The organism is Roseovarius sp. SK2, assembly GCF_028807495.1.
GTDB lineage: Bacteria > Pseudomonadota > Alphaproteobacteria > Rhodobacterales > Rhodobacteraceae > Roseovarius > Roseovarius confluentis.
Window position 1 is genome coordinate 166,094 of sequence record NZ_JARAMK010000006.1, and the last position, 26,457, is coordinate 192,550.

Here is a 26,457-nt window from a genome sequence, read left to right on the forward strand (position 1 = left end):
AGCCGGGCGGTGAGCCCTAGCTGGCGGCGAGGATGCGTTGCAGCAGCTCCGTTGGGAGTTTGACCGGGTTGGCGGCCATGGAACTCGAGGCTTGCGCATCTGTGGCGATGGCGGCGTGGTCGGCGGGGGCGATGCCCATCTGCGCGAGGGTCGGCAGGCCGTGGTGGCGGGACCAGGCGGCGATGTCGGCGGTGCCGAGCGCCTCGGACGCGCTGACGCGGATCTCGGCGATGCGGCGGGCTTTCGGGTTTTCCTTGGGCAGGGCGGCGAGGTTGGCGGCCAGGGTCGCGGGCAGGAGCGCGCCACAGACGGCGCCGTGGGGTGCCGTGGGGACGCGGCCGCCGATGACGCCGGCGAGGCCGTGGACGGCGCCGAGGCCCGCGTTTGCCAAAGCGATCCCGCCGGTGAGGCTGACGAAGGCCATGTCGTCACGGGCGTCGGGATTTTCGCCCTCCATCAGTTTGCGGATCGCGCGCAGGCCGCGGGGGATGGCGGCGCGGCAGAGCGCGTCGGTGAGCGGGTTGGCGCGCGAGGAGATGTAGGGCTCGATCACCTGGGTGATGGCGTCCAGGCCGGAGGCGAGGGTGACGGGCTTGGGGGTGTCGTCGGTCAGGGCGGGATCGACGAGGGCGATGTCGGCCAGCATGGCCGGATCGCGGAGCGAGACCTTGCGGGCATGGTCGGGCACGCCGATGACGGCGTTCCTGGTGGCTTCGGCCCCGGTGCCGGCGGTGGTGGGGATGGCCATGAACGGCGCGGGGGGCGTGGCGAGAGGCTGGCCTTTGCCTATCACCTCGAGGTGGTCGAGAGGTTGGGAGGTCGCGTTCAGGAGGCCCGCGACGGCCTTGCCGAGGTCGATGGCCGCGCCGCCGCCGATAGCCACGACGTGGGTCGCGCCCGCGCGACGGGCGGTGTCGAGCGCGGTTTCCAGCAGGGCGAGGTCGGGTTCCTTGGGGCAGGCGAAGGCGGTGGTTTCGAGATCGGGGGCGTCGAGCAGTGACTGCGCGTGGCGGGGCGTAGCGCCGTGCACGACGAACGCGTGAGCGCCGAGGCTGGCGGCGAGGTCCGCGGCCTTGGCGAACTCGCCGCGGCCGAAAAGGATGCGGGCGGGGGCCGTCAGGCCGAAGGGGGCGATCATACCGACATCGTCGCCTCGACGGCGCGTTTCCAGGCGGCGTATTTCTCGTCTCGGGTGGTGGCGTCCATCGCCGGTTCGAACCGTTGGTCGAGCGCCCAGCCTTCGGCGAAACCGGCCTGGTCGGGGTAGATCCCGGCCTGCATTCCGGCGAGCCACGCGGCCCCGAGCGCGGTGGTTTCCAGCACCTTGGGCCGGTCCACCGGAGCGCCGATGATGTCGGCCAGGAATTGCATGGCCCAGACGGAGGCGGACATGCCGCCATCGACACGCAGGACCTGTTTCGCCTCGTCCGACGACCAGTCGGCGGTCATCGCCTCTAGCAGGTCGCGGGTCTGGAAGCCGACGCTTTCCAGCGCGGCACGGGCGAACTCGGCGGGGCCGGAATTGCGGGTGAGGCCGTAGATCGCGCCGCGGCAGTCGGGTTGCCAGTAGGGGGCGCCGAGGCCGGTAAAGGCGGGGACGAGGATGACGTTCTGATGAGGGTCGGCACGGTCGGACAGCGTTTGGGTTTCACCTGCCTCGCGGATGATCTTGAGTCCGTCGCGGAGCCATTGCACCACCGCGCCGGCGATGAAGATCGAGCCTTCGAGTGCGTAGGTGGGTTTGCCGTCCAGTTGGTAGGCGATGGTAGTGAGCAGGCGGTTTTGCGAGCGCACGGGCTCGTCCCCGGTGTTGAGCAGGGCAAAGCAGCCGGTGCCGTAGGTGGATTTCATCATGCCGGGGCTGAAACAGGCCTGGCCGACGGTGGCGGCCTGCTGATCGCCCGCGACGCCGAGGATGGGGATCTCGCGCCCGAAAAGGTCGGTGCGGGTGGTGCCGTAGTCGGCGGCGCAGTCGCGGACCTCGGGGAGCATGGAGATGGGCACATTGAGAAGGTCGCAGATGGTCTTGCTCCACCGGCCCTTGCGGATGTCGTAGAGCAGCGTGCGGGCGGCGTTGGTGGCGTCGGTGGCGTGGGTCTTGCCGCCGGTCAGCTTCCAGATGAGGTAGCAGTCGACGGTGCCGAAGAGGAGGTCGCCGTTTTCGGCTTTGGCCCGGGCGCCATCGACGTTGTCGAGGATCCAGGCGAGTTTCGTGCCGGAGAAATAGGGGTCGAGCAGGAGGCCGGTGCGGTCGGTGATCATGTCCTCGTGACCCGCCTCGCGCAGGGCGCGGCAGGTTTGCGCGGTGCGGCGGTCCTGCCAGACGATGGCACGGTGCACGGGCTTGCCGGTGGTACGGTCCCAGACGATGGTCGTCTCGCGCTGGTTGGTGATGCCGATGGCGGCGATGTCCGAAGGGGTCAGCCCCGCGCGTTCGATGGCGGCGCGGCAGGTGCCGGCGGTCGTGGCCCAGATATCGTCCACGTCATGCTCGACCCAGCCCGATTGCGGAAAATGCTGGGTAAATTCCTCTTGTGCGGTGGCGACGGGGGTTAGGGACTTGTCAAAGAGGATGGCGCGGGAGGACGTGGTGCCCTGGTCGATGGCGAGGATGTGGGTCATGTCGGGGGCCTTGCCTGAACTTCGGTCGGTTGAGTGTCCAAGGGGAGCGGTCCCGGGTCAAGCCCGGGACGGGGATGGAAAAGAGGGCGGGGAGTATCCCCGCCCTACGGTTTTTCGGATCCATGGGCCGGGGTGTCCCGGCCCAGGACAGGCGATTACTGCCAGCTGGCGATCAGCTCGTCATAGGAGACGGTCTTGGGCTCTTCGTCCTCGTTTTCGAGCTTGGCATAGGGCGCGCCTTCCTGGTCGTACCAGTATTGCGGGTCCTGTTCCTCGTTCATCACCGGGCCGAGATCGCCCTGCACGCCGGCGCGTTCGAGACGTTCCAGCACGCGCTCCTGGTCCGCGCAGAGGCCGTCGAGGGCCTCTTGCGGGGTCTTGGAGCCGGACATCGCGTCACCGATGTTCTGCCACCAGAGCTGGGCCAGTTTCGGATAGTCCGGCACGTTGGTGCCGGTGGGCGACCACGCGGTGCGCGCGGGCGAGCGGTAGAACTCGATCAGGCCGCCGAGCTTGTCGGCGCGTTCGGAGAAGTGGTCGCTGTCGATGGTGGACTCGCGGATGAAGGTCAGGCCTACATCCGATTTCTTGACGTCCACGGTTTTCGACGTGACGAACTGCGCATAGAGCCAGGCCGCCTTGGCGCGGTCGACGGGAGTCGACTGCATCAGCGTCCAGGAGCCTGCGTCCTGGTAGCCGATCTTCTGGCCTTCTTTCCAGTAGACGCCGTGGGGCGAGGGGGCCATGCGCCACTTGGGCGTGCCGTCCTCGTTCATCACCGGCAGGCCGGGCTCGACCGTGGCCGCCGTGAAGGCGGTGTACCAGAACATCTGCTGGGCCACGTTGCCTTGCGCGGGGATCGGGCCGGCCTCGGAGAAGGTCATGCCAGCCGCCGCAGGGGGCGAGTATTTTTGCAGCCATTCGATCGCCTTGGTCACGGCATAGACGGCCGCGGGCGCGTTGGTGGCTCCGCCGCGCGCGACGCAGGAGCCGACGGGCTGCGAGTTCTCGTTTACCCGGATGCCCCATTCGTCGACCGGCAGACCGTTGGGTTCGCCCACGTCGCCCATGCCGGCCATGGACATCCACGCGTCGGTGTAGCGCCAGCCGAGGCTGGGGTCCTTCTTGCCGTAGTCCATGTTGCCGAAGACTTCGCCCTCGACGCCGAGGTGGCTGAGGTCGCGGCCGGTGAAGAACTCGGCGATGTCCTCATACGCGGACCAGTTGACCGGAACGCCAAGCTCGTAGCCGTATTCCTCCTGGAAGTCGGCCTTGTTCTTTTCATCGTTGAACCAGTCGTAGCGGAACCAGTAGAGGTTCGCGAATTGCTGGTCGGGCAGCTGGTAGAGCTTGCCGTCGGGGCCGGTGGTGAAGGACGTGCCGATGAAGTCGTCGAGGTCGAGGTTGGGGTTGGTGACGTCCGATCCTTCGCCGTCCATCCAGTCGGTCAGGTTGCGCACCTGCTGGTAGCGCCAGTGCGTGCCGATCAGGTCGCTGTCGTTGACATAGCCGTCATAGATGTTCTCGCCCGACTGCATCTGGGTTTGCAGTTTCTCGACCACGTCGCCTTCGCCGATGAGGTCATGGGTGACCTGGATGCCGGTGATGGCGCTGAATGCAGGTGCCAGCACCTGGCTTTCGTATTCGTGGGTGGCGATGGTTTCGGAGACGACCTTGATTTCCATGCCTTCAAAGGGCGCGGCGGCGTCGACGAACCATTGCATCTCGGCTTCCTGCTCTTCCTGGGAGAGCGTGGACATGCCTGCGATTTCGTTCTCCAGGAACTCCATCGCCTCTTCCATGCCGGCCCATGCGGTACTGCCCGTCAGGGCAATGGCCGCCGCCAGCGCGGTGGTTGATTTCAGGTTCAGAGTCATTTGGTTCCTCCCATTGGTCTTTCTGAACTTTCATGTTTGTGGCGGCCCGCCGGGGCGGAACGCCGGGGTTAGGGCGCGATCAGACCCAGCGGAACACCGCGCCGGCATAGATCGCACAGACGATCAGCGCGTAGGGCTGATTGGTGCCGACAAGGCCCAGCCACGCGAGATTGATGAAGGCGCTACCAAGGAGCGTGATGAACAGCCGGTCGCCGCGCGTGGTCTCGATCCGCAGGATGCCGGTGCGGGGCGTTTCCGGGAACTTCAGCGCGAGGATCGTGAAGGTTATGAGGAGCAGGGCGATAACGCCGAAGAAGGCGGCGGTGGGCCACGTCCATGCCATCCAGTCCATGTTCAGTTGCCTCCTTCAATCGAAATGTCTTGGGTGGTATTGCTCGTGCCCGGCCAACTGTGTTGAAGCATCATCCTACCCTCCTCCGGAGTGGCCCATCGCCATGGCTTGCGTACAACGCGTCCCAGGATTTGCCGAGGTCGACCGGCGCGCCTGCGAAGGTGCCGCGGGCGGCCGTGACGACAAACCCGTTGGCGTTGCAGTCCTGTGCATAGTCCTGCGCTGAGGCCGGGAGGACGGACCAAAGCGTCAGCGCGAGGGCCGCATATGACAGTTTGCGCGAGGTCACGGGTAGAACTCGCACCAGGCGTTGTAGATCCAGCCGCGGAACTTCGCCTCTTTGCCGTTCAGGGCACCGTTCTCGACGTATAGCCATTTGCCCTGGCCGCCGTAGATATATGCGGCGTCGCCGTTGTGCAGGTTGCCGATCTGCTGGTACTTGCTGCCGGGACCGGTGCGCAGGGCCAGGAAGCCGTCGCCATTGGGATCGAGCCCCTTGACGAGACATCCGCTGTCGGTCGGGCCGCGATTGTCCGGCACGACGATGTTTTGCGCAGAGGCGGTGGTCGCGAACGCGCCCAGAATGGCCAGAGATATCAAGGTTTTCTTCATCAAACTCTCCCTAGAGCAAAGCCTTTGGCGATATAATTTCGGACAAAATAGATCACGAGCGCGCCGGGGACGATTGTCAGCACGCCGGCGGCGGCGAGCACGCCCCAGTCGATGCCCGCGGCCCCTTGGGTGCGGGTCATGATGGCGGCGATGGGCTTGGCGTCGACCGTTGTCAGCGTGCGGGAGAGCAGCAGTTCGACCCAGGAGAACATGAAACAAAAGAAGGCGGCGACGCCGATGCCCGACGCGATCAGTGGCATGAAGATCTTCACGAAGAAGCGGGGGAAGGAGTAGCCGTCGATATAAGCGGTCTCGTCGATTTCCTTGGGCACGCCGCGCATGAAGCCCTCCAGGATCCACACGGCCAGCGGCACGTTGAAAAGGCAATGCGCCAGCGCCACGGCGATGTGGGTGTCGAAAAGGCCCACGGAACTGTAGAGTTGGAAGAAGGGCAGGGCGAAGACCGCCGGGGGGGCCATGCGGTTGGTCAGGAGCCAGAAGAACAGGTGCTTGTCGCCCAGGAACGTGTAGCGCGAAAAGGCATATGCTGCGGGCAGGGCCACTGCGAGCGAGATCACGGTGTTCATCACCACGTAGATCAGCGAGTTGATATAGCCCGAGTACCAGGCCGGGTCGGTCAGGATCGTGGCGTAGTTTTCCAGCGTCAGGTTGCGGGGCCAGAGCGTGAAGCTGTTGAGGATCTCGAAATTGGTCTTCAGGCTCATGTTCAGCAGCCAGTAGATCGGCAGGAGCAGGAAGATCAGGTAGAGGCCCATCACGATGGCGCGGGTGTTTACGCCGGTGCGGGCGCGACGGTTCTTGCCGCTGGGCGCGAGCTTGCCGGGGAGTTGGTCGGTGGTGGCGTCGGTCATCGGCTCATGTCCCCCGCTTATCGAGATTGACCATCACGGTATAGAACACCCAGGAGATCAGCAGGATCACGAGGAAATACATCAGCGAGAAGGCGGCTGCCGGGCCGAGGTCGAACTGGCCCAGGGCCATCTTGACGAGGTCGATGCTGAGGAAGGTCGTGGTGCTGCCGGGGCCGCCGCCGGTCACCACGAACGGCTCGGTATAGATCATGAAACTGTCCATGAAGCGCAGGAGCACGGCGATCATCAGGACACCCGCCATCTTGGGCAGCTCGATGTAGCGGAACACCTTCCAGCGCGAGGCCTGATCGATCTTGGCGGCCTGGTAATAGGCGTCGGGGATGGACTGCAGGCCGGCATAGGCCAGCAGGGCCACCAGCGATGTCCAGTGCCAGACGTCCATCACGATAACCGTGACCCACGCGGCAAAGGGATCCTGGGTGTAGTTGTAGTCGATCCCGAGTGCGGCCAGCGTGTGACCCAGCAGGCCGATATCGACGCGGCCGAAGATCTGCCAGATGGTGCCGACCACGTTCCACGGGATCAGCAGCGGCAGGGACATCAGCACGAGGCAGATCGAGACCCAGACGCCTTTCTTGGGCATGTTGAGGGCGACGAGGATGCCCAGGGGCACCTCGATGGCGAGGATGATGCCGGAGAACATGAGCTGCCGCCCCAAGGCGTCCCACATGCGGTCGTCTTCGAGCAGTTCGCGGAACCATTCGAGCCCGGCCCAGAAGAATTCGTTGTTCCCGAAGGTATCCTGCACGGAATAGTTCACCACGGTCATCAGCGGGATGACGGCGGAGAAGGCCACGAGGATCAGCACGGGCAGGACGAGGAACCAGGCCTTTTGATTGGGGGTCTTGTCCATCAGGCGGCCTCGTTCGTTGCGTGGCGGGTGGCGGGGAGGTCCCGGGTCAGGCCCGGGACGGCGTTGTGCGGGATGGCTGGGAGGTCCCGGATCAAGTCCGGGACGGGATTGCGCAGGTTCATCAGGCGGCCCTCCCTTGGGGCGTCACGCGCCAGTCGTTGGCGTAGACGTTGACATGGGCGGGGTCGAACGCGACGCGGGTGGCGTCGGCGCGCACTTCCTCAGCCTCGTCCGCGATGATGTTGATCGGCGTGCCGAAACAGTCGGCGCGGATGATCTTGTGGCGGCCCACATCCTCGATGCGGCGGACTTTCACGGGCAGGCCCTCGCTGTCGGAGAGGCGGGCGAATTCGGGGCGGACGCCGATTTCGACACGGCCATCAAGGGGCGCGTAGGAATTGGCCAGCGACAGCTCGGCACCGTTGATATAGGCTTGGTTTCCTTCGACTTTCGCGGGGATCACGTTCATGCCGGGCGAGCCGATGAAGTAGCCGACGAAGGTGTGTTCGGGGGTGTTGAACAGGTCCTCGGGCGTGCCGATCTGGACCACGCGGCCGTCATGCATGACCACGACCTTGTCGGCGAAGGTCAGCGCCTCGGTCTGGTCGTGGGTGACATAGATCATGGTGTGGCCGAACTGCTGATGCAGTTGCTTGAGTTGCGTGCGCAGTTCCCACTTCATGTGGGGGTCGATGACGGTCAGGGGCTCGTCGAAGAGGAGCGCGTTGACGTCCTCGCGCACCATGCCGCGGCCAAGGCTGATCTTCTGCTTGGCGTCTGCCGTGAGCCCGCGCGCCTTGCGGTTCAGCGTGTCCTCGAGCCCGATCATGGTGGCGATGTCCTGCACGCGCTGGGCGACATAGGCCTTGTTGGCTCCGCGGTTCTTGAGCGGGAAGGCAAGGTTTTCGCGCACGGTCATGGTGTCGTAGACGACCGGGAACTGGAAGACCTGCGCGATGTTGCGCTCGGTCGTGGGGGCGTGCGTGACGTCGACATCGTTGAACAGGATGCGGCCCCGGCTGGGCTGCAACAGCCCGGAGATGATGTTGAGAAGCGTGGTCTTGCCGCAGCCGGACGCACCCAAAAGGGCGTAGGCCTCGCCGTCGGTCCAGTCGTGGTTGAGCTCCTTGAGGGCGAAGTCATCCTCGGAGGTCGGGTTGGCGAGGTAGCTGTGGGCCAGGTTGTCGAGCGTGATCTTTGCCATTCTTGTCAGCCCCTCAGGCGGCCAGCGCGTAGGCGGCGGGGGATACAAGATCGCCGTCTTCGCTGAAGATATAGATATGGGCCGGGTCGAGATAGACCGGCAGGTCGCGGCCCGGCTGAAGGTCGTGGACACCGTGGATGACGCCGACCCAGCGGCTATCGTGGTGGTCGAGGTGGATGAAGGTTTCCGAGCCGGTCAACTCGGTCACGCTGAGCTTTGTCACGAAGCGCATGGCGGCGTCGGTGTGCTGTGCGATCTCCAGGTGGTTCGGGCGGAAGCCGGCGGTGTAGCGGCCCTCGGGCAGGTCGGCCATCTTGCCGGTGGCGGGCAGGGATTGGCCCTCGCCGAACATCAGCTTGCCGCCGGTTTTCGAGATCTGCAGGAAGTTCATCGGCGGGTCCGAGAAGACGCGCGCGGTGGTGGCATCGGCGGGCTGGCGATAGACCTTTGGCGTGGGGCCGAATTGCGTGACGCTGCCTTCCCAGAGCGTGGCGGTGTTGCCGCCGAGCAAGAGGGCTTCTTCGGGTTCGGTGGTGGCGTAGACGAAGATCGCGCCGGATTCCTCGAAGATGCGGGGGATCTCGATGCGCAGCTCCTCGCGCAGCTTGTAGTCGAGGTTGGCGAGAGGCTCGTCCAGCAGGACGAGACCGGCGTTCTTGACTAGCGCGCGGGCCAGCGCACAGCGCTGTTGCTGGCCGCCGGAAAGCTCGAGCGGCTTGCGGTCGAGCATGGGGGTCAGTTGCAGCATCTCGGCGGTGTCGCGCACGGCGCGGTCGATCTCTTCCCTGGGCTTGCCCGACAGGCGCATGGGGCTGGCGATATTGTCGTAGACGTTCATGGACGGGTAGTTGATGAACTGCTGGTAGACCATGGCGACGCCGCGGTCCTGCACGCGCATGCCGGTGACGTCGGTGCCGTTCCAGAGGATGCGGCCGGTGGTGGGGGCATCAAGCCCTGCCATCAGGCGCATCAGCGTGGTCTTGCCCGCGAGCGTGGGGCCCAGAAGGACGTTCATCGTGCCTTTTTCCAGCGTCAGGTCGGTTGAGTGGATGTGCGTGTCCGCCCCCACTTTTTTCGACACGTTGTCCAGAACAAGCGTCATGCGTTACGTCCCTATTCTGCCGCGGCGGCGATCACGGTGTCGCCGTCGGGGTTGGCCTGCATCCAATGTTGCAAGTCGTTGATTTCACGTTCAGTCATGCGCAGGCCCAGCTTGCTGCGGCGCCAGGCGATATCTTCGGCTGAGCGGGCGAATTCGTGGGATGTCAGCCACCGGACCTCGCGTTCGGTCAGGGTTGCGCCGAAGTTGCGACCGAGGTCGGCGGCGGCCTGCGCGTCGCCCAGAAGTGTGCGGGCCTCGGTGCCGTAGGCGCGGAGCAGGCGGTAGGCCCAGGGCTCGGTCAGAAAGGGGTAGTCGGATTGCAGGTCGGCCGCCATCCGGTCGCGGTTTTCCACCGCGAAGTCGCCACCGGGCAGGGCGGCGTCGGCGGTCCAGTCTCCTGTGGAGTTCGGAAAACGGGCGGCAAGCTTGCCCACGGCGGCCTGCGCGAGGCGGCGGTAGGTGGTGATCTTGCCGCCGAAAATATTGAGGAGCGGCGGGCCGTTGGTGTCGAGCTTCAGCACGTAGTCGCGAGTTGCAGCGGTCGCAGATTTGGCGCCGTCGTCATAGAGCGGGCGGACGCCGGAATAGGTCCAGACGATATCGTCGCGGGTGACGGGCGTTTCGAAATATTCCGAGGCGAAATTGCAGAGATACTCTTGCTCGGCGGGAGTGCAGACGGGTTTCGTGCCGGGGTCGGGATGGTCGGCGTCGGTGGTGCCGATCAGGGTGAAATCCTGCTCGTAGGGGATGGCGAAGATGATGCGGCCATCGGTCCCCTGGAAAAAGTAGCACTTGGGGTGATCGAAGAGTTTGCGCGTGACGATATGGCTGCCGCGTACGAGGCGCACGCCTTCGCGGCTGTCGATATGAGTGACGTCCTGCAGGATGTCGCCGACCCATGGGCCGCCTGCGTTGACGAGCGCGCGGGCGCGGCGGGTCAGCAGGTTGCCGGTGGCGGTGTCTTCGAGGTCGATCTCCCAGACGTCACCCGCGCGGCGGGCCGCGGTGACACGGGTGCGGGTGAGGATTTCGGCGCCGCGACCCGCGGCGTCGCGGGCGTTGAGTGACACGAGGCGGGCGTCTTCGACCCAGCAGTCGGAATATTCGAACGCCTGTTTGAAATGAGATTTCAGCGGGGCGCCTTCGGGCGTGCCGTCGAGCGAGATTGATCGGGCGCGGGGCAGGATCTTGCGGCCCCCGAGGCTGTCGTACAGAAAAAGGCCGAGGCGTATGAGCCATGCCGGGCGGCGGCCGCGCATCCACGGCATGATCTTTTCCAGCAGGCGCGAGGTGGGGGTGCCGCCCTCGAAGCGCATGTCGCGATGATAGGGCAGCACGAAGCGCATCGGCCAGCTGATATGCGGCATGTTGCGCAGCAGAACCTCGCGTTCGATCAGGGCCTCGCGGACGAGGCGGAACTCGAAATACTCGAGGTAGCGGAGGCCGCCGTGGAAAAGCTTGGTCGAGGCCGAGGAGGTGGCCGAGGCGAGATCGTTCATCTCGGCCAAGGTGACGGACAGGCCGCGACCGGCGGCGTCGCGGGCGATGCCGCAGCCGTTGATTCCGCCGCCAATGACGAAAATATCGCTTATATTTTCGTGACTTGGGTGCATCCATCCTCCCCAGATGCCGCCGGAAACCGTGCCCGGTAAATGAGCACGTTCAGGTTGATGGAGTCAAATGCTTCTTTCGTTTTTGTTCGCTTTGATGAGAGTCTTTTAAAAACAACGACATGCAGGACCTCCATACTGTAGTGGTTGGTCTTTCTGCGGCTGCGAAAGGCGGTCTGACCCCGGATTTCCCTTTGACATACGCGGATTTTCCGCGAAAACGAAAAAACCGAAACCGACGCCAAGGTGCATGTCACAAACTTTTCGCCATCCCGAGATCCTCGAGATCGCCCGCAACGAAGGCAAGGTCACGGTCGAGGATCTGGCCGTGCGCTTTGGCGTGACGGTGCAGACGATCCGGCGCGACCTGACGGACCTGGCCGAGGCCGGGCGCCTGGAGCGCGTGCATGGCGGCGCGGTGATGCCGTCCGGCGTTTCCAATATCGGCTACGAGGAGCGGCGCGACCTGAACGAGGCGGCCAAGCAGGCGATAGCGCAGGTCTGCGCGCAGGAAATCCCGGACGGGGCGTCGGTCTTCCTGAACATCGGGACGTCGACCGAGGCGGTGGCGCGTGCGCTGCTGAGCCACCGTGACCTGATGGTGATCACGAATAACATGAATGTTGCCAATATCTTGGTGGCCAACGCGGAGTGCGAGATCGTGGTGGCCGGGGGCGTTTTGCGCCGCTCGGACGGGGGGCTGATCGGCAACCTCACGACACGGGCGATCGAGCAGTTCAAGTTCGACTATGCCGTGATTGGCTGCTCGGCGCTGGATGACGAGGGCGACCTTCTGGATTTTGACGTGCAGGAGGTGCATGTCAGCCAGTCGATCATCGCGCGGGCGCGGCGGACCTACCTTGTGGCGGACCATTCCAAGTTTCACCGCATGGCCCCGGCGCGGATCGCGTCGTTGGGCGAGGTCGACATGTTCTTTACCGACCGGCCGGTGCCCGCGACGGTGGCAGAGCGGCTGAAGGACTGGGATACGGTCTGTCGGGTCTGCGGCTGAGGCGTTTTCGGTTCGGGTTCGTTTCATGGGTTGCGGGGACGCGTGGGTTGTCACCCACCCTACGCAATACGGCAGGGTCTGTTGCATCAGGCGAAACTGAGCGCCGCATTCATTTTGCGCCGGAAAATGCACGAATTGCCGCGTGCGCCGCAGTTTGAAAAGCTTGCCTTGGACCCGGCAGGCGGCGAAAACTTGCCTGAGAGTTAATTTCCGGAGCCCGTTTAAACTGTGACATTGACGGTGCGATTCACCAGCCCGAAACACATGCCATGACGAGAGACTTGAAGACCCCGCTGAACATTCCCCTGACATCCGACGACATGGAACTTGGCCTGAAGGTCGCTCAGGTCGGATTGGGAAAGGTCGATTACCGCGCCGACGTGCTGCGCTGCGATGCGCTGGCGGCAGCGTATTTCGGGCTGGATGCAGGCGTTGAAGTGTCGCGGTCGGAATTGCATGCGCGGATCCATCCCGATGATTGGCCTCAGGTGCAAGAAGGCCTGGCCTGCCTGCTGTCGCCGGATCATCCGTTGCAGGTGCTGGACATGACGCACCGTATTCTGACGCCGGATGGCCCGTTGCGCTGGGTCAATGCGCGCAAGCAGGTGACCTATGATGCCGAGGGAATGCCGCTGGAAGGGGTGTTCGCCGTTGTCGATATCACCGCGCGGGAAATGGCCGAGCAGCGCGCACAGTTCCTGATCGGCGAGTTGGGGCACAGGGCGAAGAACCTGATCACGGTTGTATCGGGGATTGTTCGGCAGCTGGCGCGGCACTCGCCGCCCGAAGAGATTGCCGACCGCCTGCTGGCGCGGCTGACGGCGCTGAGCCGCAACCAGGAAGCGATGATGCACGATGCCGGCAGTCGGTTCGGGCTGCGCCAGATCTTCACCGAGCAGGTGAAGCCCTTCGCCGGGGCGGCGCGGGAGCGGGTGGTGCTGAACGGGCCGGACCTGATGATTTCCAGCAACGCGGCGCAGATCCTGGGCATGGTGACACATGAACTGGCCACGAACGCGGCGAAATACGGCGCCTTGTCGGACGACAAGGGGAAGGTCGAGATGTCGTGGTCGGTCGAGGGAGACGAGCGCCCGGACTTCACGCTGTCCTGGGTCGAGCGGGGCGGGCCGGAGGTGAATGCGACGGCCAAGCCGGGCTTTGGCACCCAGGTTCTGACCAAGCTGACCGAGGCGTCGCTCGGCGCCAAGACCGATGTGGCGTTCGATACGGAGGGCTTTGCGTTCAAGCTTTGGGCGCCCTTGAAGGCGTTGTCGTCGGACTAGAGCGTTTCGCCTTTGACCTGTGCCATCAGCCAAAGGCGAAACGCTTTAGCCGCCTTTGAGGCGCGCAAGCAGGACGACCTCGCTGTCGGGTTTGATTGGCTGGAACCAGCTGTCGTTGTAGACGCGCCCGTCGATGGAGACGGAAACGCCCCGGTCGAGCTGGGGTTTGAGCCCGGGATATTTCTGCGCCAGCCCGTCGAGCAGTTGGCGCAGGTTTTCGGCGTCGACCTCGACCTCGCGGCGGTCGTCAGTGAACTGGGCCAGGGAGCCCCATATCGTGACTTGAACCATGATGCGTATCTTGGGGCCGGGAGGTCCCGGGTCAAGCCCGGGACGGGCGCAAATGCGCCGCTTGTTTCAGTCAGATGAACTCGATGTAGCTGTCGTTCCAGGTCATTGCCCCGCTTTCGATCACCAACAGGCCGTCATCGCCCTGGAATTCGATATGAACACTGGTCCCGACGACGGTTGAAGTGAATGCGACCGGATCGTCCTGGAACGTGTCGATCAGGATGCGGTCATGCCCCGCTTGAAAGCTGCGGATCACGTCCGTGCCGAAATCGCCCCCGTGGGTGAACACGAACTCGTCGGTTTCATTCCAGCGTCCGATCAGCCAATCGTCTCCGGTGCCGCCGTTCATGCGGGTCGTTCCGCCGAGGGTTAGGTCTTCGCCCAGGCGGGCGTCGATCGTATCGTTGCCGGCGCCGCCCTCGACGAGGTTGTCCCCGCCCCAGACATAAATTTCGTCGTCTCCGTCGCCGCCGTAGATGATGTCGAGCGTGGCCTCGGCACCTTTCGCGCTGCCGCTGTCGCGGTCGCCGCCCTGGATCGTGTCGGCACCTTCGCCGCCGAAGACGATATTGTTGCCGCCTTCGATATAGATGAAGTCGTCGCCGTCGCCGCCCTGAACGATGTCATCGTTGAAACCGGTGGAATAGTATGTGTCGTCGCCGCCACCGAGATCGGTTTCGGTCGGGGCAGGGGGCATGTCCGGATCCGGGGAAAAGTACGTTGTGCTGAGCCAGACGAAATCGTCCCCGTCGCCTGAGTGGACCGTATCACTGCCGTTGACGGAACGAATGTAATCCTTGCCATCGCCGGAGGTGATCAAATCGTTGCCGACACCTGAGTGGATGGTGTTGTCGCCGTCCCCGGCAAAGATCCTGTCGTCGATGCCAAGAGAATAGTTGCCGACACCCTCGAACGGGCCGTCCGGTGGGTTCGTGGCATGGATCAGGTCGTCGCCAAGGCCGCCATAGATCACGTCCTGACCAGAGCCGGAATAGATCGTGTCGTTGCCGGTGCCGCCATCGGCGGTGTCGTTGCCCGAGCCGGTATAGATATAGTCGTTGCCCGCACCGCCATAGGCCACGTCGTCATAGCCATAGAGCCCGTCGCCGGGATTGGGGCCTTCGCCGCCAATGATCCAGTCGTTGCCGGCGCCGCCGTCGAGCGTATCGTTGCCATATCCGCCATGCAGAAAATCGTCGTCTTTGCCGCCGAAGAGCCTGTCGTTGCCATCGCCGCCGAAGAGGTTGTCGTCGCCCCGGTTGCCGTGAAGCGCGTCGCTGCCGTCGTCGCCGGAAAGATGATCGTTCCCGGAGCCGCCCTTGATGGTGTCGCGGCTGTCGCCGCCATTGACCGTGTCATTGCCGGCGCCGCCGAGGATAAAGTCGAAACCTTTGCCGCCCTCGATGCTGTCATGGCCACCGCCAGCTTCGATGCGGTCGCTGCCCGCGCCACCGAGAATGGTATCGGCCCCCGAAGCGCCGATGATCTTGTCCCGGCCAGTGCCGCCGTCGATGAAATCACCGTCGTCGCCCGCATAGATCAGGTCTTCGCCCGCGCCGCCGAAGAGCACGTTCGATCCGACATCGGCGCCGCCCGGCAGGCCGCCGTAGATCACGTCGTCACCATCCCCGCCATCGACGATATCGGAACCATAGCCGCCGAGAATGGTGTCCTCGCCGTCCATTCCGAGCAGGTAGTCGTTTCCGTCATTTCCGAAGAGGTAGTCGTCGCCGCCGAAGGCATAGACGGTGTCGTCGCCCTTGCCGAAGCCGAGCAGATCGTTGAATCCGGTAAGGTAGTGCGTTGGCATCGGGCCATCTCCCATTTCTTGTAACACGTGTCGGGAGTGGGTCGGTGATGCGTGGGGTCGCGTTCAAAATCGTTGGCGATCGACGGCGGCAACCGGGCGGTGCCTGCCGCTTTGAACGGGTCGAGGCGCGTGGGTTTTCACCCACCCTACGGGTTGATGAGAAAGGCCCCGGAACTGGTCCGGGGCCTGTCCCGGGGTTACTTGTCGTGCATCGCCTTGAGCACTTTCGGGGGCGACATGGGCAGATCGGTCATGCGCACGCCTGCCGCCTCGGAGACAGCATTCGCGATGGCCGCGAGGGGCGGCACGATGGAGGTTTCGCCCACCCCGCGCACGCCGTAGGGGTGGCCGGGGTTGGGGATTTCCAGGATCACCGCGTCGATCATCGGCAGGTCGGAGGCCACAGGAATGCGGTAGTCGAGGAAGCCCGCGTTCTGCAGCGTGCCGTCATCGCCGTAGATATATTCCTCGTTGAGTGCCCAGCCGATGCCTTGCGTGGCGCCGCCCTGGAACTGACCCTCGACGTAATCCGGGTGGACGGCCTTGCCCGCGTCCTGAAACACCGTGTAGCGCAGGATTTTCACCGCGCCGGTTTCGGGGTCCACCTCGGTGTCGACCATGTGGGTGGCGAAGCTGACGCCGGCGCCTTCGGGGTTGGCCTCGTGGTGGCCCGCGATGGGGCCGCCGGTGTTCGAGGCGATGGCGGCGATCTCGGCCAGGGTCATAGGGTCGTGGCTGCCGGCGTTGTGGCCGGTGGGGTGCACCGCGCCGTCGCGCCATTCCACCGCGTCCTCGTCGATGTCCCAGAGCTTGGCCACGCGGCGGCACATCTCGCGCTTGGCGGCGCGGGCGGCCTCGATCGTGGCGAGGCCCACGGCGAAGGTCACGCGCGAGCCGTCGGTGACCTCGTTCTGACCGAGGCTGCCGGTGTCGGCCACGATGGTGCGGACCTTGTTGTAGGGGATGCCCAGTTCCTCGGCCGCCATCATCGACATGGAGGCGCGGGAGCCGCCGATGTCGGGATTGCCCTCGGAGACCGTGACGGTGCCGTCGGGCGTGATGTTGAGCGTGACGCAGGTGTCGCCGCCGAAGTTGAACCAGAAGCCGCAGGCGACGCCGCGCCCCTGGTTGGGGCCGAGGGGCGCTGTCCAATGCGGGTGATCCTTGGCGGTGCGCAAAGTCGCCTCGAGCCCGATGGCGGGGTAGGTGGGGCCGTAGGAGGCCTTGGTGCCTTCGCGGGCGGCGTTTTTCAGGCGCACCTCCAGCGGGTCGAGGCCGAGGCCCTTGGCCAGTTCGTCGATGGCTGATTCCACCGCGAAGGCGGCCATGGGCGCGCCGGGGGCGCGATAGGCGGCCTGTTTGGGGCGGTTGCTGACGATGTCCCAGCCGACGGTTTTCACGTTTTCCAGGTCATACGGCGCGAAGGCGGACATGGAGCCCATTTCGACCGGCGAGCCGGGATAGGCGCCGCCCTGGTAGCGCAGTTCGGCGAAGCCGGCGGTGATGCGGCCGTCCTTGGTCATGCCGATGCGGATATCGACCGAGGACGAGGCCGTGGGGCCGGTGGCGCGCAGCACCTCTGAGCGGGTCATGACCATCTTGACCGGGCGGCTGGATTTCTTCGCCAGCATCAGCGCCACGGGTTCGAGGAAGACGGCCGTCTTGCCGCCGAAGCCGCCGCCGATCTCGGACGCGGTGACGCGCAGCTGGCCCTGATCCAAGCCGAGGATCGCGGCACAGGTGTTGCGGACCATGTAATGGCCTTGCGTACAGCACCACAGGTCGGCCTGGCCGTCCTGGCTCATCTGCGCGAGGCAGGCGTGGGGTTCGATATAGCCCTGGTGCGTGGCCTCGGTGCGGTAGCTGCGTTCGATGACCTGATCGGCCTGAGCCAGGCCGGCGTCGATGTCGCCATGGCCGAACTCGTAGCGGGCCATGATGTTGGGCGAGGACCCTTCGGGCACGGATTCGTCGGCGCGGCCTTCGTGGAGGATAGGGGCGCCGTCGGCGATGGCCTTGTCGACGTCCGTGACGTGGTCGAGCACCTCGTAGTCGATCTTGATCGCCTTCAGCGCCTTCTTGGCGATGTGGCCCGAACTGGCGGCGACGGCGGCGACGGCGTGGCCGTCATAGAGCGCCTTTTCGCCCGCCATGCAGTTGTCGAGGATGTCGGCGGTGGCATCGTCATCGGTGATCTGAGCGAAGTCGGCGCGGGTGACGACGGCGTGGACGCCCTCGATCGCCTCGGCCGCCGACGTATCGATGGACTTGATCCGGGCGTGGGCGTGAGGGCTGCGCAGCACCTTGCCGATCAGCATCCCCGGCGCGGTGATATCGGCGCCGAAGCGGGCCTTGCCGGTGACCTTGTCGATGCCATCGGGGCGCAGGGGGCGCGTGCCGACGATCTTGAACTGTTGGGTGTCGAGGACCTGTTTGCTGTCGAGTGCCATCACGATGCCTTTCTGAGGTCGGCGGCCGTGTCGAGCACAGCGCGGATGATCTTGTCATAGCCCGTGCAGCGGCAGAGGTTGCCGGCGAGCCAGTAGCGGGCCTCTTCCTCGGTCGGGTCGGGGTTCTTTTCCAGCAGCGATTTGGCCGCCACGAGGATGCCCGGGGTGCAGATGCCACACTGAAGGGCGGCGTGTTCGATGAACTTCTGTTGCAGGGGGTGAAGCTGATCACCGTCGGCCATGCCTTCGATGGTCTCGATCTCGGCGCCTTCGGCCTCGGCCCCCAGCATGAGGCAGGAACAGACAAGGCGGCCGTTGACGGTGACCGAGCAGGCGCCGCAATCGCCCGTGCCGCAGCCTTCCTTGGAGCCGGTCATGCCGAGACGGTCGCGCAGGACGTCGAGCAGGGTTTCATCGGGCGCACAGAGATATTCCGTCGGGTCGCCGTTGATCTTGGTGGTGACGTGGATGTTGCTCATGGGGGCTTATCCTTCTGCGCGGGTCTTGGCGATGGCGGCGGCGCGGCGGGCCAGCACGCCGGCCACGTGCGTGCGGAATTCGACCGTGCCGCGCTTGTCGGCGATGGGGGAGGCGGCGGCGGAGCAGGCCTGGGCCAGTGCGTCCATCGCGGCGTCGTCGAGCTTGGTTCCGATGAGTGCCTCGGCTGCGGTGTCGACCACCATGACCTTGGGGCCCACGGCACCGAGCGAGACGCGGGCAGACGTGCAAGTGCCGTCGCCATCGAGAGTGAGGGAGATGCCGCAGCCGACTACGGCGATGTCCATCTCGGTGCGCGGGATGAAGCGCAGGTAGGCATCGCCCGAGCGGTCCGCCTTGGCGGGCAGGAAGATCGAGGCGACGAATTCGCCCTTTTTCAGCGAGGTCTTGCCGGGGCCGGTAGGGATATCCTCTACGGCCACGTCGCGGGTGCCGTTTGGCCCGGCGACGCGGGCCACGGCGCGGACGGCGACCATCGCGGGCACAGAGTCGGCGGCGGGCGAGGCGTTGCAGAGGTTGCCGGCGAGCGTGCAGCGGCCCTGGATCTGGGTGGAGCCGATCAGGTCGGCGGCCTCGCAGACGCCGGGGTAGTCGGCTTTCAGGTCCTTGTGCTCGTTCATTTCGGCGGAAGAGACCGCGGCGCCGATACGCCAGCCGCCGTCCTCGGGCGTGATCTGGCGCAGGTCGTTGATGCGCTTGATGTCGAGGATGCTGTCGGGCTCGGCATCGCCGGAGCGCAGGCGGACGAGCAGGTCGGTGCCCCCGGCGAGCACGCGGCAATCGCCGGGATCGCCGCTGAGCAACTGGATGGCGTCATCCAGCGTGGTTGGCGCGAGGTAGCGCATGGGAAAACCTCTTGGCTTGGGGTGAGTCTGATGTCGGGGCATAGTTAAACAGGCGGCGCGAGGCTTGCCAAGGCGGTGCTGGCGCGCGCGTCGGATTTGAGCATGTAAGCGGCGAGAAATGCAAAGGTCGCGGTGTGAAAGAGGTCGGAGCGGGTCAGGTTTCGGCCCGGAGGAGGTTCTGGGCCAGGTGGCGCGCGGCAGGTTCGGCGGTGTCGCGCAGGATGAGGTAGTAGCCGAAGGGCGTGGTGACGGCGTGGTCGATGGGGCGGACGAGGCGGCCTGTCGTGAGATCCTCGGTCAGCTGGCCCTCCCAGGCGAGCGCCACGCCGAGGCCGGCGCGGGCGGCGTCGAGCTGGGCCATGTAGCTGTTGGTGCGCATCAGCGTCGTGGCGCGGGTGGGGTCGAGGCCCGCCTCGGTCAGCCAGATGCCCCAGTTCATCCAGTTCCAGTGGGTGTAATCGAGGTCGATCAGGGGAGCGGTGAGCAGGTCTTCGGGTGTGCCGAGCGGCGTGTGCGAGAGGAATTCTTGGGTGCAGACCGGGAAGACCGCGTCGGCGAAGAGCCGCGTGGCGGTGAAGCCGGGCCAGTCGCCCGCGCCATGCAGAAGGGCGATTTCCGCCGTCAGAAGCTCGGATTCCGTGTCGGAGGCCAGCAGGTCGAGCATGAGCGGCGGGCTGTCTGCCAGGGCCGGGGCCAGGCGGGGGGTGAGCCAGAGTTGCGCCATGGAGGTATCCGCGCCGAGGCGCACGCGGGGGCGGTCGTCGCGCTGTCTGAGGGCGCGGGTGGCTGCCGTCATGTGCTGAAGCGCGGCGCGGACGCCGATCAGCAACTCGCGGCCCTCGGGGGTGAGGGTGATGGTGCGATGACCCCGGACGAACAGCGCGGTGTCGAGCAGGGCCTCGAGTTTACGCACACGTTGGGAAATGGCGGACTGGGTGACGGACAGCTCGTCGGCGGCGCGGGTGAAGCTGCCGAGGCGGGCGGCGGCCTCGAACGGTTCCATCAGGTCGAGCGGTGGCAGATGTGGTTTTGGCATAAGCCTGGCTTGGTCAAATCCATGAGAAAAGAGCGTTTGTCATGATCCTAGGTAATGGCTGACACTGTCAACAGCCAGATCGGAGTACGCCATGACCCAGCAGACGTTGAACCTTATGCCCGGCGACATGCCGTTCCGGGCCGATCCGAAGAATTCCTATACCTTGCCCGCGCGGTTCTACCACGATGCGGAGATCTGGGCGGCCGAGAAGGACGCGATTTTCTACAAGACCTGGTATTATGCCGGGCATGTGAGCCAGGTGGCCGAGCCCGGACAGTTCCTGACCGTGAAGATCCACGAGCAGAACGTGTTCGTGGCGCGCAGCCGTACCGGCGAGCTGAACGCGTTCTTCAACGTGTGCCCGCACCGTGGGCATGAGCTGGTCAGCGGGACGGGCAAGAAGAACATCATCACCTGTCCCTACCACGCCTGGGCGTTCGACTTTGACGGCAACCTGCGGTCGGCGCGGAATACCGAGAATGTCGAGGGCTTCCGGAAGGAGGAGTTTTCGCTGAAGCCGGTGAAGGTGGAGGTGTTCTGTGGCCTCGTTCTCGTCAATCTGGATGAAAGCGCAACGCCATTCGCCGAACAGATGGGCGAATTGGAGTCCGAGATCCGACATTATGTCCCTTCGGTCGACGATTTGCAGTTCGCGCAGCGCGACACCTACGAGGTCGAGGCGAACTGGAAAGTTTTGATGGACAACTTCCTGGAGTGCTATCACTGCGCGCCGGCGCACCACGATTTTGTCGACCTGGTGGACATGGACAGCTATCGCACGATCACCTGCGGGCTGTATTCCAGCCAGTGCGCCGGGCAGCCGAGGACGATGAACGCGCGGGCCTACAAGTTCGAGGCGGGCGACGTGGATTTCGGATACGCGGGCTGGTTCGTCTGGCCGAACTTCACCATCTGGGCCTATCCGGGCGAGGCGAACCTGTCGGTCTTACAGATGAACCCGACTGCGCCGGAGAAATGCGTCGAATACCAGGACTGGTTCGTGAAGGACGGCGAGGTCACGCAGCAGCTGCGCGATGCGATCAACTATCAGAAGGACGTGTTGCAGCCCGAGGATATCGGGTTGTGCGAGAGCGTGCAGAAGGGGCTGAAATCCAGCGGGTACAACCAGGGGCGTTTCGTCGTGGACGAGGGGCTGACCGAGTTGAGCGAGCACGCGGTGCACCATTTTCAGAAACTCGTGGCGGGTGCGCTGGGCGCACGGCTGGACCCGGAGGCAGACCAATGATGAATTCGAGTGATGGAAAGACGCGGGACCTGATCACCACGCGGCCCGGGGCGGGGTGGGATTTCAACCTGCGGCGCCATGCGTATCACGCGATCGAGGCGAAGCATGGCCCGCATTACTGCGTCTATAACCGACGGTTCATGTGCGTCTACATGGATGACCTGCCGACCGACGAGGGGTATTGGCTGCTGCGGACGAAGGCGGCGTGCCTGCATACCGGAGAGTGGCCGCTGGAGATCAAGGGTCCGGATGCCGAGAAGCTGATGAACCTCTTGTTCGTCAATGACATTTCCAAGGTTAAAGTTGGTCGGTGCGGTTATGGCATCGCCTGTTTCGACCATGGTGGCCTGATCGTGGACGGGGTGTTCGTGCGGCTGGCCGAGGACCGGTTCTGGTACGCGCAGGCGGACGGGGATTTCGTGAACTGGGCACGGGCGCATGCGAAGGGGATGGATGTGGAGATCACCGACCCGGAGGTGAACGTGAGCCAGATCCAGGGGCCTTTGGCGATGGAGATACTGAAAGACGCCGCGAAGGATGGGATTCCCGAGCCGTTCGGCTATTTCGGCAGCGCGTGGGTGGATTTCGGCGGTCAGAAGGTGCTGATTTCGCGCACCGGCTATACCAACGAACTGGGCTGGGAATTCTACACCGAGCCGCATCACGATGCCGCCGCGCTGTGGGCGCATCTGGAGAAGGCGGGAGCGCCCTATGGTCTGAGGATGTTCGGGCTGGATTCGATGAATATCCGCCGGATCGAGGCCGGTATCCTGAACGCCAACTCGGATTTCGACGAGACGACCACGCCTTACGATGTCGGGCTGGGCGGGTTCGTGGCGCTGGACAAGGACGATTTCATTGGCAAGGCGGCGCTGGAGAAAGCCGACAAGGGCCAGCGCCTGCATGGGATCGTCTGCCCGGATGGTGAGCCGCGAGTGAATGGCCGGGTCGAATGGAATGGCAAGGTTGCGGGGCGTGTGACCGCCGGGGCGACCTCGCCCTACCTCGGGCATGGGATCGGCTATGCGCTGATGGACAGTGCCGAGGCCGGGCCGGGAACCGACCTGATGGTCGAGGGTCGGGACGGCAAGATGTATGCCGCCACGCTGGCCGAGACGCCGCTTTACGACAAGGCCTGTGAGATTCCGCGCGGCAAGATCGTGGACATACCAGACCGGGCGGCCTGACGCGACATTCGCGGCAGCGCGAAGTACGAATGCGAAGGCAGGGCCGGGGTGCCTTGCCTTTGCGCTTTGATGATGCCTGAGTGGCATATGAGACACGCAACGAAGGAGATACGCGGTGGCCGAGGGCAACAGCAGGGCGGTCCTGTCGGGACTTTTCGCCGGCTTGTGCTGGGGCATATTCTGGCTGCCACTGCGGATGCTGGAGCAGGCGGGGCTGGATGCGCCCTGGGCGATGGTGGTGTTCATGGTGCTGCCCGCGCTGATGAGCCTGCCGGTGATGTGGGTGCTGCGCGCGGATTACGGCCAGGGACTGCGGCCCTTGCTGGGCGGCGTTCTGGCGGGGGTGGCGTTCGCGCTGTATGCCGCGGGGCTGCTATACACCGAGGTGGTGCGGGCGGTGCTGCTGTTCTACATGACGCCGATCTGGGGGTTCCTGCTGGGCTGGATTTTCCTGGGCGACCGGATGACGTGGTACCGGTGGCTGTCGATCGGCGTGGGGCTCATGGGGCTGGTGGTGATCTTTGCCGATGACACGGGCCTGCCGCTGCCGCGTAATGCGGGCGACTGGTGCGGGCTGGTGTCGGGGATGTTCTGGGCGGTGGGCTGTGCGCTGATCCTGACCGAACGGCGGGTGCATATCCTGACCCACGCGGTGAATTTCCTGGTGGTCGGCGCCATAGTTGCGGTGCTGGTGGCGGGGCTTGCCACGGCGCAGGGGATCGCGGCGGTGCCGGACCGCGACGCCGTGCTGTCGCCCATGGTGTGGTTCTTGCCGGTGGCGCTGATCCTGATCCTTCCGGGATCCTTTGCCACGATCTATGCGCCTTCGCGGTTGAATCCGGGGCTGGTGGGGTTGCTGTTCATGACCGAGATCGTGGTGGCGACGGTGACCGCGGCCCTGTGGGCGGGCGAGCGGTTCGGGGTACAGGAAGTGGTGGGCCTGCCGCTGATCCTGTCGGCGGGGCTGATCGAGCCCGCGGTCATGGCGTGGCGGGCGCGACGGGTGATCTGAGCGGCGCTTACCAGTGCGCGCCGGCGTTGATCTGGATGTCTTCCATGGTGAGTCCGGGGGCGGCGTCGGAGCACAGGAACGCGACGATGGCGGCGACCTCGTCCGGTTGGACCAGGCGGTTTTGCGGGTTGGCCTTGGCGAGTGCCGCGATTTCATCGGCCTGCGTGGTGCCATTCTGCGTTGCCATGGTGGAGGCCGACTCACGCAGCATCTCGGTTTCGACCCAGGTCGGGCTGACGGTGTTGCAGGTGACGCCGTGGGGCGCGCCCTCGAGCGCCACGGCGCGGGAAAGCCCGAGCACGCCGGACTTGGACGCGCAATAGGCGGGGTGGTCGGCGACCGCCGACGTGGCGGCGGTGGAGGCGATGTTGACGATCCGGCCCCAGCCCGACGCCATCATGTCGGGCAGAAGCGCGTGGATCATCAGGAAGGTGCCGGTGAGGTTGGTCTCGATCACGTCGTCCCAGGCGTCGAGGTCGTGGTCGGAGACCGTCTGGTGCCGGGTGACGCCGGCGGCGTTCACGAGGATCTGCGGCGTGCCGAACTGATTTTTGACGGAGGTGCAGAAGGCCGTGACCGAGCCGCGCTGGCGCACGTCGAGCGGGGCGACGAAGACATCCGCACCGACGGTGTCGCGCGCCATGTCCTGAAGCGATGTGTCGTCGCCGCGGCGTGCGCCGATGGCGACGGTGTGTCCGGCCTGGTGCAGCAGGCGGGCGGTGCCGAGGCCGATGCCCGCCAGCCCGCCGGTGATGATGGCCGTGCGTTGCATCACTGCGCTTTGCTCCTTGCGATCATGTCGGCGAGCCATGCGTCGGCGTTGCCCAGACGGCGGCCACCGTCGCGGTATTCGTCGAGGATTTCAATCAGCTTGTCCCGGCCGAAGGACTTGAAATGCCCTGCATGAACGGTGGTGACGTCGAGCTCGCGCAGGCGGGCGTGAGACTCGGCCAGCTTTTCGGGGTCGGAATGGTCCATGTCGTCGATGAGGTCGCCGTCATACACCACGTCGCCGCTGAACAGGAGGCCCGTGGAGGACTCGTGCAGCGCGATGGAGCCTGGGCTGTGGCCGGGCAGGTGGAAGACGGTGAAGACGCGGTCGCCGAGGTCGATCACGTCGCCTTCGTCAAGGAGGGCGGAGAGGGGCGCGGGCTTTACCGTGTAGTGCTCGTACGAGAAGCCCTCAAAGGGCAGGGCGGTGAAGGTTTCCGCGCGCACAAAGCCCGCGTCGGCATAGGTGTTGGCGGGCGTGGGGTTGGCGATGATGTCAGACTCGGCACTGTGGCCGCAGCGGTGGTCGAATTCGTGCAGGCCGCCCGAATGATCGAAATGCGTATGGGTGACGATGGCGCTGAGCGGGCGTTCGGTCAGCTGCGCCAGCTCGCACGTCATCGGGCGCAGGCCCATGCCGGTGTCGATCACGAGGTCGCGGTCGCGTCCTTGGATATGCCATATGTTGCAGCGCAACCATGGCGCGACATGCGGCTCCCAAATCCGCGTGACGCCATCGCCCATGTGTCGGGTATGAAACCATTTTTTGGCAACATGCAACGGCACGGCATCCTCCCCTTCGCTATGCTCATTAAACCGGCAGCCGCGCCGCGGACGCCCGATATGAGGTTTGTTTTTATTAACTCATTGGTCAACAAACATTTGTGCTTGGGTCCACGTTGCGGACGTCGCATGATGACGGCCATGATCTGCATCAATAAAAACAGGGAGAGAAAGATGAGGATGAATTCTGTCTTGTGGGCCGCGAGCCTGTCACTGGCCGGGGCCGGGATGGCGCAGGCCGAGACGGTCCGGATCCCGATCAACGAATGGACGGGTCAGCATATCTCGGCGCATATCACCGGCACGCTGCTGGAAAAGGCCGGGCATGACGTGGAATACGTGACCGCCGGGGCGGTGCCGCAATTCGCCGCCATCGCCAATGGTGACCTGCATTTGCAGCCCGAGGTCTGGACCAACAACGTCGGCGACATCTATCCCAAAGCGGTGGAGTCGGGCGACATCACCGTGGTGGGCCAGCTGGGCCTGCAGCCGCAGGAAGGCTGGATCTATCCGCCCTACATGAAGGAACAGTGCCCCGGCCTGCCGGATTACGAGGCGCTCTATGACTGTGCGCAGGCGTTTGCCGCCGCCGATACGTTTCCCAAGGGCCGGCTGATCACCTATCCCGCCGACTGGGGCACCCGGTCCAAGGACGTGGTGGCGATGATCGACATCCCGTTCGAGCCGGTCGCGGGCGGATCGGAAGGCGCGATGATCGCCGAGCTGAAATCGGCCACGGCGACGCAGGACCCCATCCTGATGATGTTCTGGCAGCCGCATTGGCTGTTTGCCGACATGGAGATGGAATGGGTCCAGTGGGACGCTGCCGACGGTGAGTGCGTCGAGGAAGAAGGCCAGGAGCGTGGGGCGGCCTGCGGCTTTCAGCAGGCGTCGATCGACAAGATCATCAATGCCGAGTTCGCCGAGGCGAACCCGGGCGTGGCGGCGGTTTTCAACGAGATTTCCATCGACAACGAAGTGCAGAACGCGCTGATGCTGGAGATCGACCAGAAAGGCCGGGACCTGGAAGAGGTCGTGGCCGAATGGATCGACGCCAATGAAGAGACTTGGGGTCCCTGGGTCGAGGCCGGAAAGGCTGCGCAGTAAG

Annotated in this window: 24 protein-coding genes; 6 read left to right on the plus strand and 18 right to left on the minus strand. The window is 64.9% G+C overall.

Translation table 11 applies throughout. The features are described from left to right. Nucleotides 1-16: 16 nt before the first annotated feature. The 10 genes from PVV74_RS13310 to glpD all read right to left on the minus strand — a co-directional run bounded on the left by PVV74_RS13310 (nucleotide 17) and on the right by glpD (nucleotide 11,128). Nucleotides 17-1,135 carry an iron-containing alcohol dehydrogenase gene (locus tag PVV74_RS13310; protein ID WP_274593581.1) on the minus strand — a complete coding sequence of 373 codons (1,119 nt, stop codon included), beginning with the start codon at nucleotides 1,133-1,135 and terminating at the stop codon, nucleotides 17-19. After that, complete coding sequence (gene glpK, locus PVV74_RS13315; RefSeq protein ID WP_274593529.1) at nucleotides 1,135-2,622, minus strand: glycerol kinase GlpK; 1,488 nt, start codon at nucleotides 2,620-2,622, stop codon at nucleotides 1,135-1,137. The genes PVV74_RS13310 and glpK overlap by 1 nt, the downstream gene beginning before the upstream one ends. Nucleotides 2,623-2,777: 155 nt before the next feature. After that, entirely contained in the window at nucleotides 2,778-4,499 is a 1,722-nt protein-coding gene (locus PVV74_RS13320; RefSeq protein WP_274593530.1) for an ABC transporter substrate-binding protein, read from the minus strand. A 79-nt stretch (nucleotides 4,500-4,578) separates the two neighbouring features. Continuing rightward, nucleotides 4,579-4,851: a DUF2160 domain-containing protein gene (locus tag PVV74_RS13325; protein WP_274593531.1), complete on the minus strand. Its 273-nt coding sequence runs from the start codon at nucleotides 4,849-4,851 to the stop codon at nucleotides 4,579-4,581. Between the two features lie 285 nt (nucleotides 4,852-5,136). Next, entirely contained in the window at nucleotides 5,137-5,463 is a 327-nt protein-coding gene (locus tag PVV74_RS13330; RefSeq protein WP_274593532.1) for an SH3 domain-containing protein, read from the minus strand. Beyond that, a complete protein-coding gene (locus tag PVV74_RS13335; protein WP_274593533.1) occupies nucleotides 5,463-6,335 on the minus strand; it encodes a carbohydrate ABC transporter permease in 873 nt (290 codons plus the stop codon). The genes PVV74_RS13330 and PVV74_RS13335 overlap by 1 nt, the downstream gene beginning before the upstream one ends. 4 nt (nucleotides 6,336-6,339) lie before the next feature. Then, nucleotides 6,340-7,209, minus strand: a complete 870-nt coding sequence (locus PVV74_RS13340) for a carbohydrate ABC transporter permease (RefSeq protein WP_103764357.1) — start codon at nucleotides 7,207-7,209, stop codon at nucleotides 6,340-6,342. 121 nt (nucleotides 7,210-7,330) lie between these two features. Continuing rightward, nucleotides 7,331-8,413, minus strand: a complete 1,083-nt coding sequence (locus PVV74_RS13345; protein ID WP_103764356.1) for an ABC transporter ATP-binding protein — start codon at nucleotides 8,411-8,413, stop codon at nucleotides 7,331-7,333. Nucleotides 8,414-8,426: 13 nt separating this feature from the next. After that, complete coding sequence (locus PVV74_RS13350) at nucleotides 8,427-9,515, minus strand: ABC transporter ATP-binding protein (protein ID WP_274593534.1); 1,089 nt, start codon at nucleotides 9,513-9,515, stop codon at nucleotides 8,427-8,429. An 11-nt stretch (nucleotides 9,516-9,526) separates the two neighbouring features. After that, on the minus strand, nucleotides 9,527-11,128 hold the full coding sequence (gene glpD / locus PVV74_RS13355) for a glycerol-3-phosphate dehydrogenase (RefSeq protein ID WP_274593535.1): 1,602 nt from the start codon (nucleotides 11,126-11,128) through the stop codon (nucleotides 9,527-9,529). Nucleotides 11,129-11,375: 247 nt separating this feature from the next. On the opposite strand from glpD, the gene PVV74_RS13360 reads away from it, so the two are divergent. Next, nucleotides 11,376-12,137 (plus strand): DeoR/GlpR family DNA-binding transcription regulator, encoded by a 762-nt coding sequence (locus tag PVV74_RS13360; RefSeq protein WP_274593536.1) that lies wholly within the window; start codon nucleotides 11,376-11,378, stop codon nucleotides 12,135-12,137. Between the two features lie 269 nt (nucleotides 12,138-12,406). Continuing rightward, nucleotides 12,407-13,420: an HWE histidine kinase domain-containing protein gene (locus PVV74_RS13365; RefSeq protein ID WP_274593537.1), complete on the plus strand. Its 1,014-nt coding sequence runs from the start codon at nucleotides 12,407-12,409 to the stop codon at nucleotides 13,418-13,420. Between the two features lie 45 nt (nucleotides 13,421-13,465). Here the strand turns inward: PVV74_RS13365 and PVV74_RS13370 are convergent, their stop codons facing one another. The 6 genes from PVV74_RS13370 to PVV74_RS13395 all read right to left on the minus strand — a co-directional run bounded on the left by PVV74_RS13370 (nucleotide 13,466) and on the right by PVV74_RS13395 (nucleotide 20,350). Next, a complete protein-coding gene (locus PVV74_RS13370) occupies nucleotides 13,466-13,711 on the minus strand; it encodes a MoaD/ThiS family protein (RefSeq protein WP_103764351.1) in 246 nt (81 codons plus the stop codon). Between the two features lie 70 nt (nucleotides 13,712-13,781). Next, entirely contained in the window at nucleotides 13,782-15,521 is a 1,740-nt protein-coding gene (locus PVV74_RS13375; protein ID WP_274593538.1) for a calcium-binding protein, read from the minus strand. A gap of 197 nt (nucleotides 15,522-15,718) precedes the next feature. Continuing rightward, nucleotides 15,719-17,971, minus strand: coding sequence for a xanthine dehydrogenase family protein molybdopterin-binding subunit (locus PVV74_RS13380; RefSeq protein ID WP_274593539.1), 2,253 nt, complete (start codon nucleotides 17,969-17,971; stop codon nucleotides 15,719-15,721). Then, complete coding sequence (locus PVV74_RS13385) at nucleotides 17,971-18,450, minus strand: (2Fe-2S)-binding protein (RefSeq protein ID WP_103764348.1); 480 nt, start codon at nucleotides 18,448-18,450, stop codon at nucleotides 17,971-17,973. Before PVV74_RS13385 ends, PVV74_RS13380 begins: the two co-directional genes overlap by 1 nt. A 6-nt stretch (nucleotides 18,451-18,456) precedes the next feature. Further along, nucleotides 18,457-19,314, minus strand: a complete 858-nt coding sequence (locus PVV74_RS13390) for an FAD binding domain-containing protein (protein WP_274593540.1) — start codon at nucleotides 19,312-19,314, stop codon at nucleotides 18,457-18,459. 154 nt (nucleotides 19,315-19,468) lie between these two features. Beyond that, nucleotides 19,469-20,350: a LysR substrate-binding domain-containing protein gene (locus tag PVV74_RS13395; protein ID WP_103764346.1), complete on the minus strand. Its 882-nt coding sequence runs from the start codon at nucleotides 20,348-20,350 to the stop codon at nucleotides 19,469-19,471. A gap of 91 nt (nucleotides 20,351-20,441) precedes the next feature. Here PVV74_RS13395 and PVV74_RS13400 point away from each other — a divergent pair, with 91 nt between their 5' ends. The 3 genes from PVV74_RS13400 (at nucleotide 20,442) to PVV74_RS13410 (ending at nucleotide 23,795) form a co-directional block, all read left to right on the plus strand. Next, on the plus strand, nucleotides 20,442-21,596 hold the full coding sequence (locus PVV74_RS13400) for an aromatic ring-hydroxylating oxygenase subunit alpha (RefSeq protein WP_274593541.1): 1,155 nt from the start codon (nucleotides 20,442-20,444) through the stop codon (nucleotides 21,594-21,596). After that, on the plus strand, nucleotides 21,593-22,783 hold the full coding sequence (locus PVV74_RS13405) for an aminomethyltransferase family protein (RefSeq protein WP_274593542.1): 1,191 nt from the start codon (nucleotides 21,593-21,595) through the stop codon (nucleotides 22,781-22,783). The genes PVV74_RS13400 and PVV74_RS13405 overlap by 4 nt, the downstream gene beginning before the upstream one ends. Before the next feature lie 115 nt (nucleotides 22,784-22,898). Beyond that, on the plus strand, nucleotides 22,899-23,795 hold the full coding sequence (locus PVV74_RS13410) for a DMT family transporter (protein ID WP_274593543.1): 897 nt from the start codon (nucleotides 22,899-22,901) through the stop codon (nucleotides 23,793-23,795). A gap of 7 nt (nucleotides 23,796-23,802) precedes the next feature. Here the strand turns inward: PVV74_RS13410 and PVV74_RS13415 are convergent, their stop codons facing one another. Continuing rightward, nucleotides 23,803-24,567, minus strand: coding sequence for an SDR family NAD(P)-dependent oxidoreductase (locus PVV74_RS13415; RefSeq protein ID WP_274593544.1), 765 nt, complete (start codon nucleotides 24,565-24,567; stop codon nucleotides 23,803-23,805). Then, complete coding sequence (locus tag PVV74_RS13420) at nucleotides 24,567-25,352, minus strand: MBL fold metallo-hydrolase (RefSeq protein ID WP_274593545.1); 786 nt, start codon at nucleotides 25,350-25,352, stop codon at nucleotides 24,567-24,569. The genes PVV74_RS13415 and PVV74_RS13420 overlap by 1 nt, the downstream gene beginning before the upstream one ends. Nucleotides 25,353-25,523: 171 nt before the next feature. Here PVV74_RS13420 and PVV74_RS13425 point away from each other — a divergent pair, with 171 nt between their 5' ends. Then, entirely contained in the window at nucleotides 25,524-26,456 is a 933-nt protein-coding gene (locus PVV74_RS13425) for an ABC transporter substrate-binding protein (protein ID WP_103764434.1), read from the plus strand. Nucleotide 26,457: the final 1 nt, after the last annotated feature.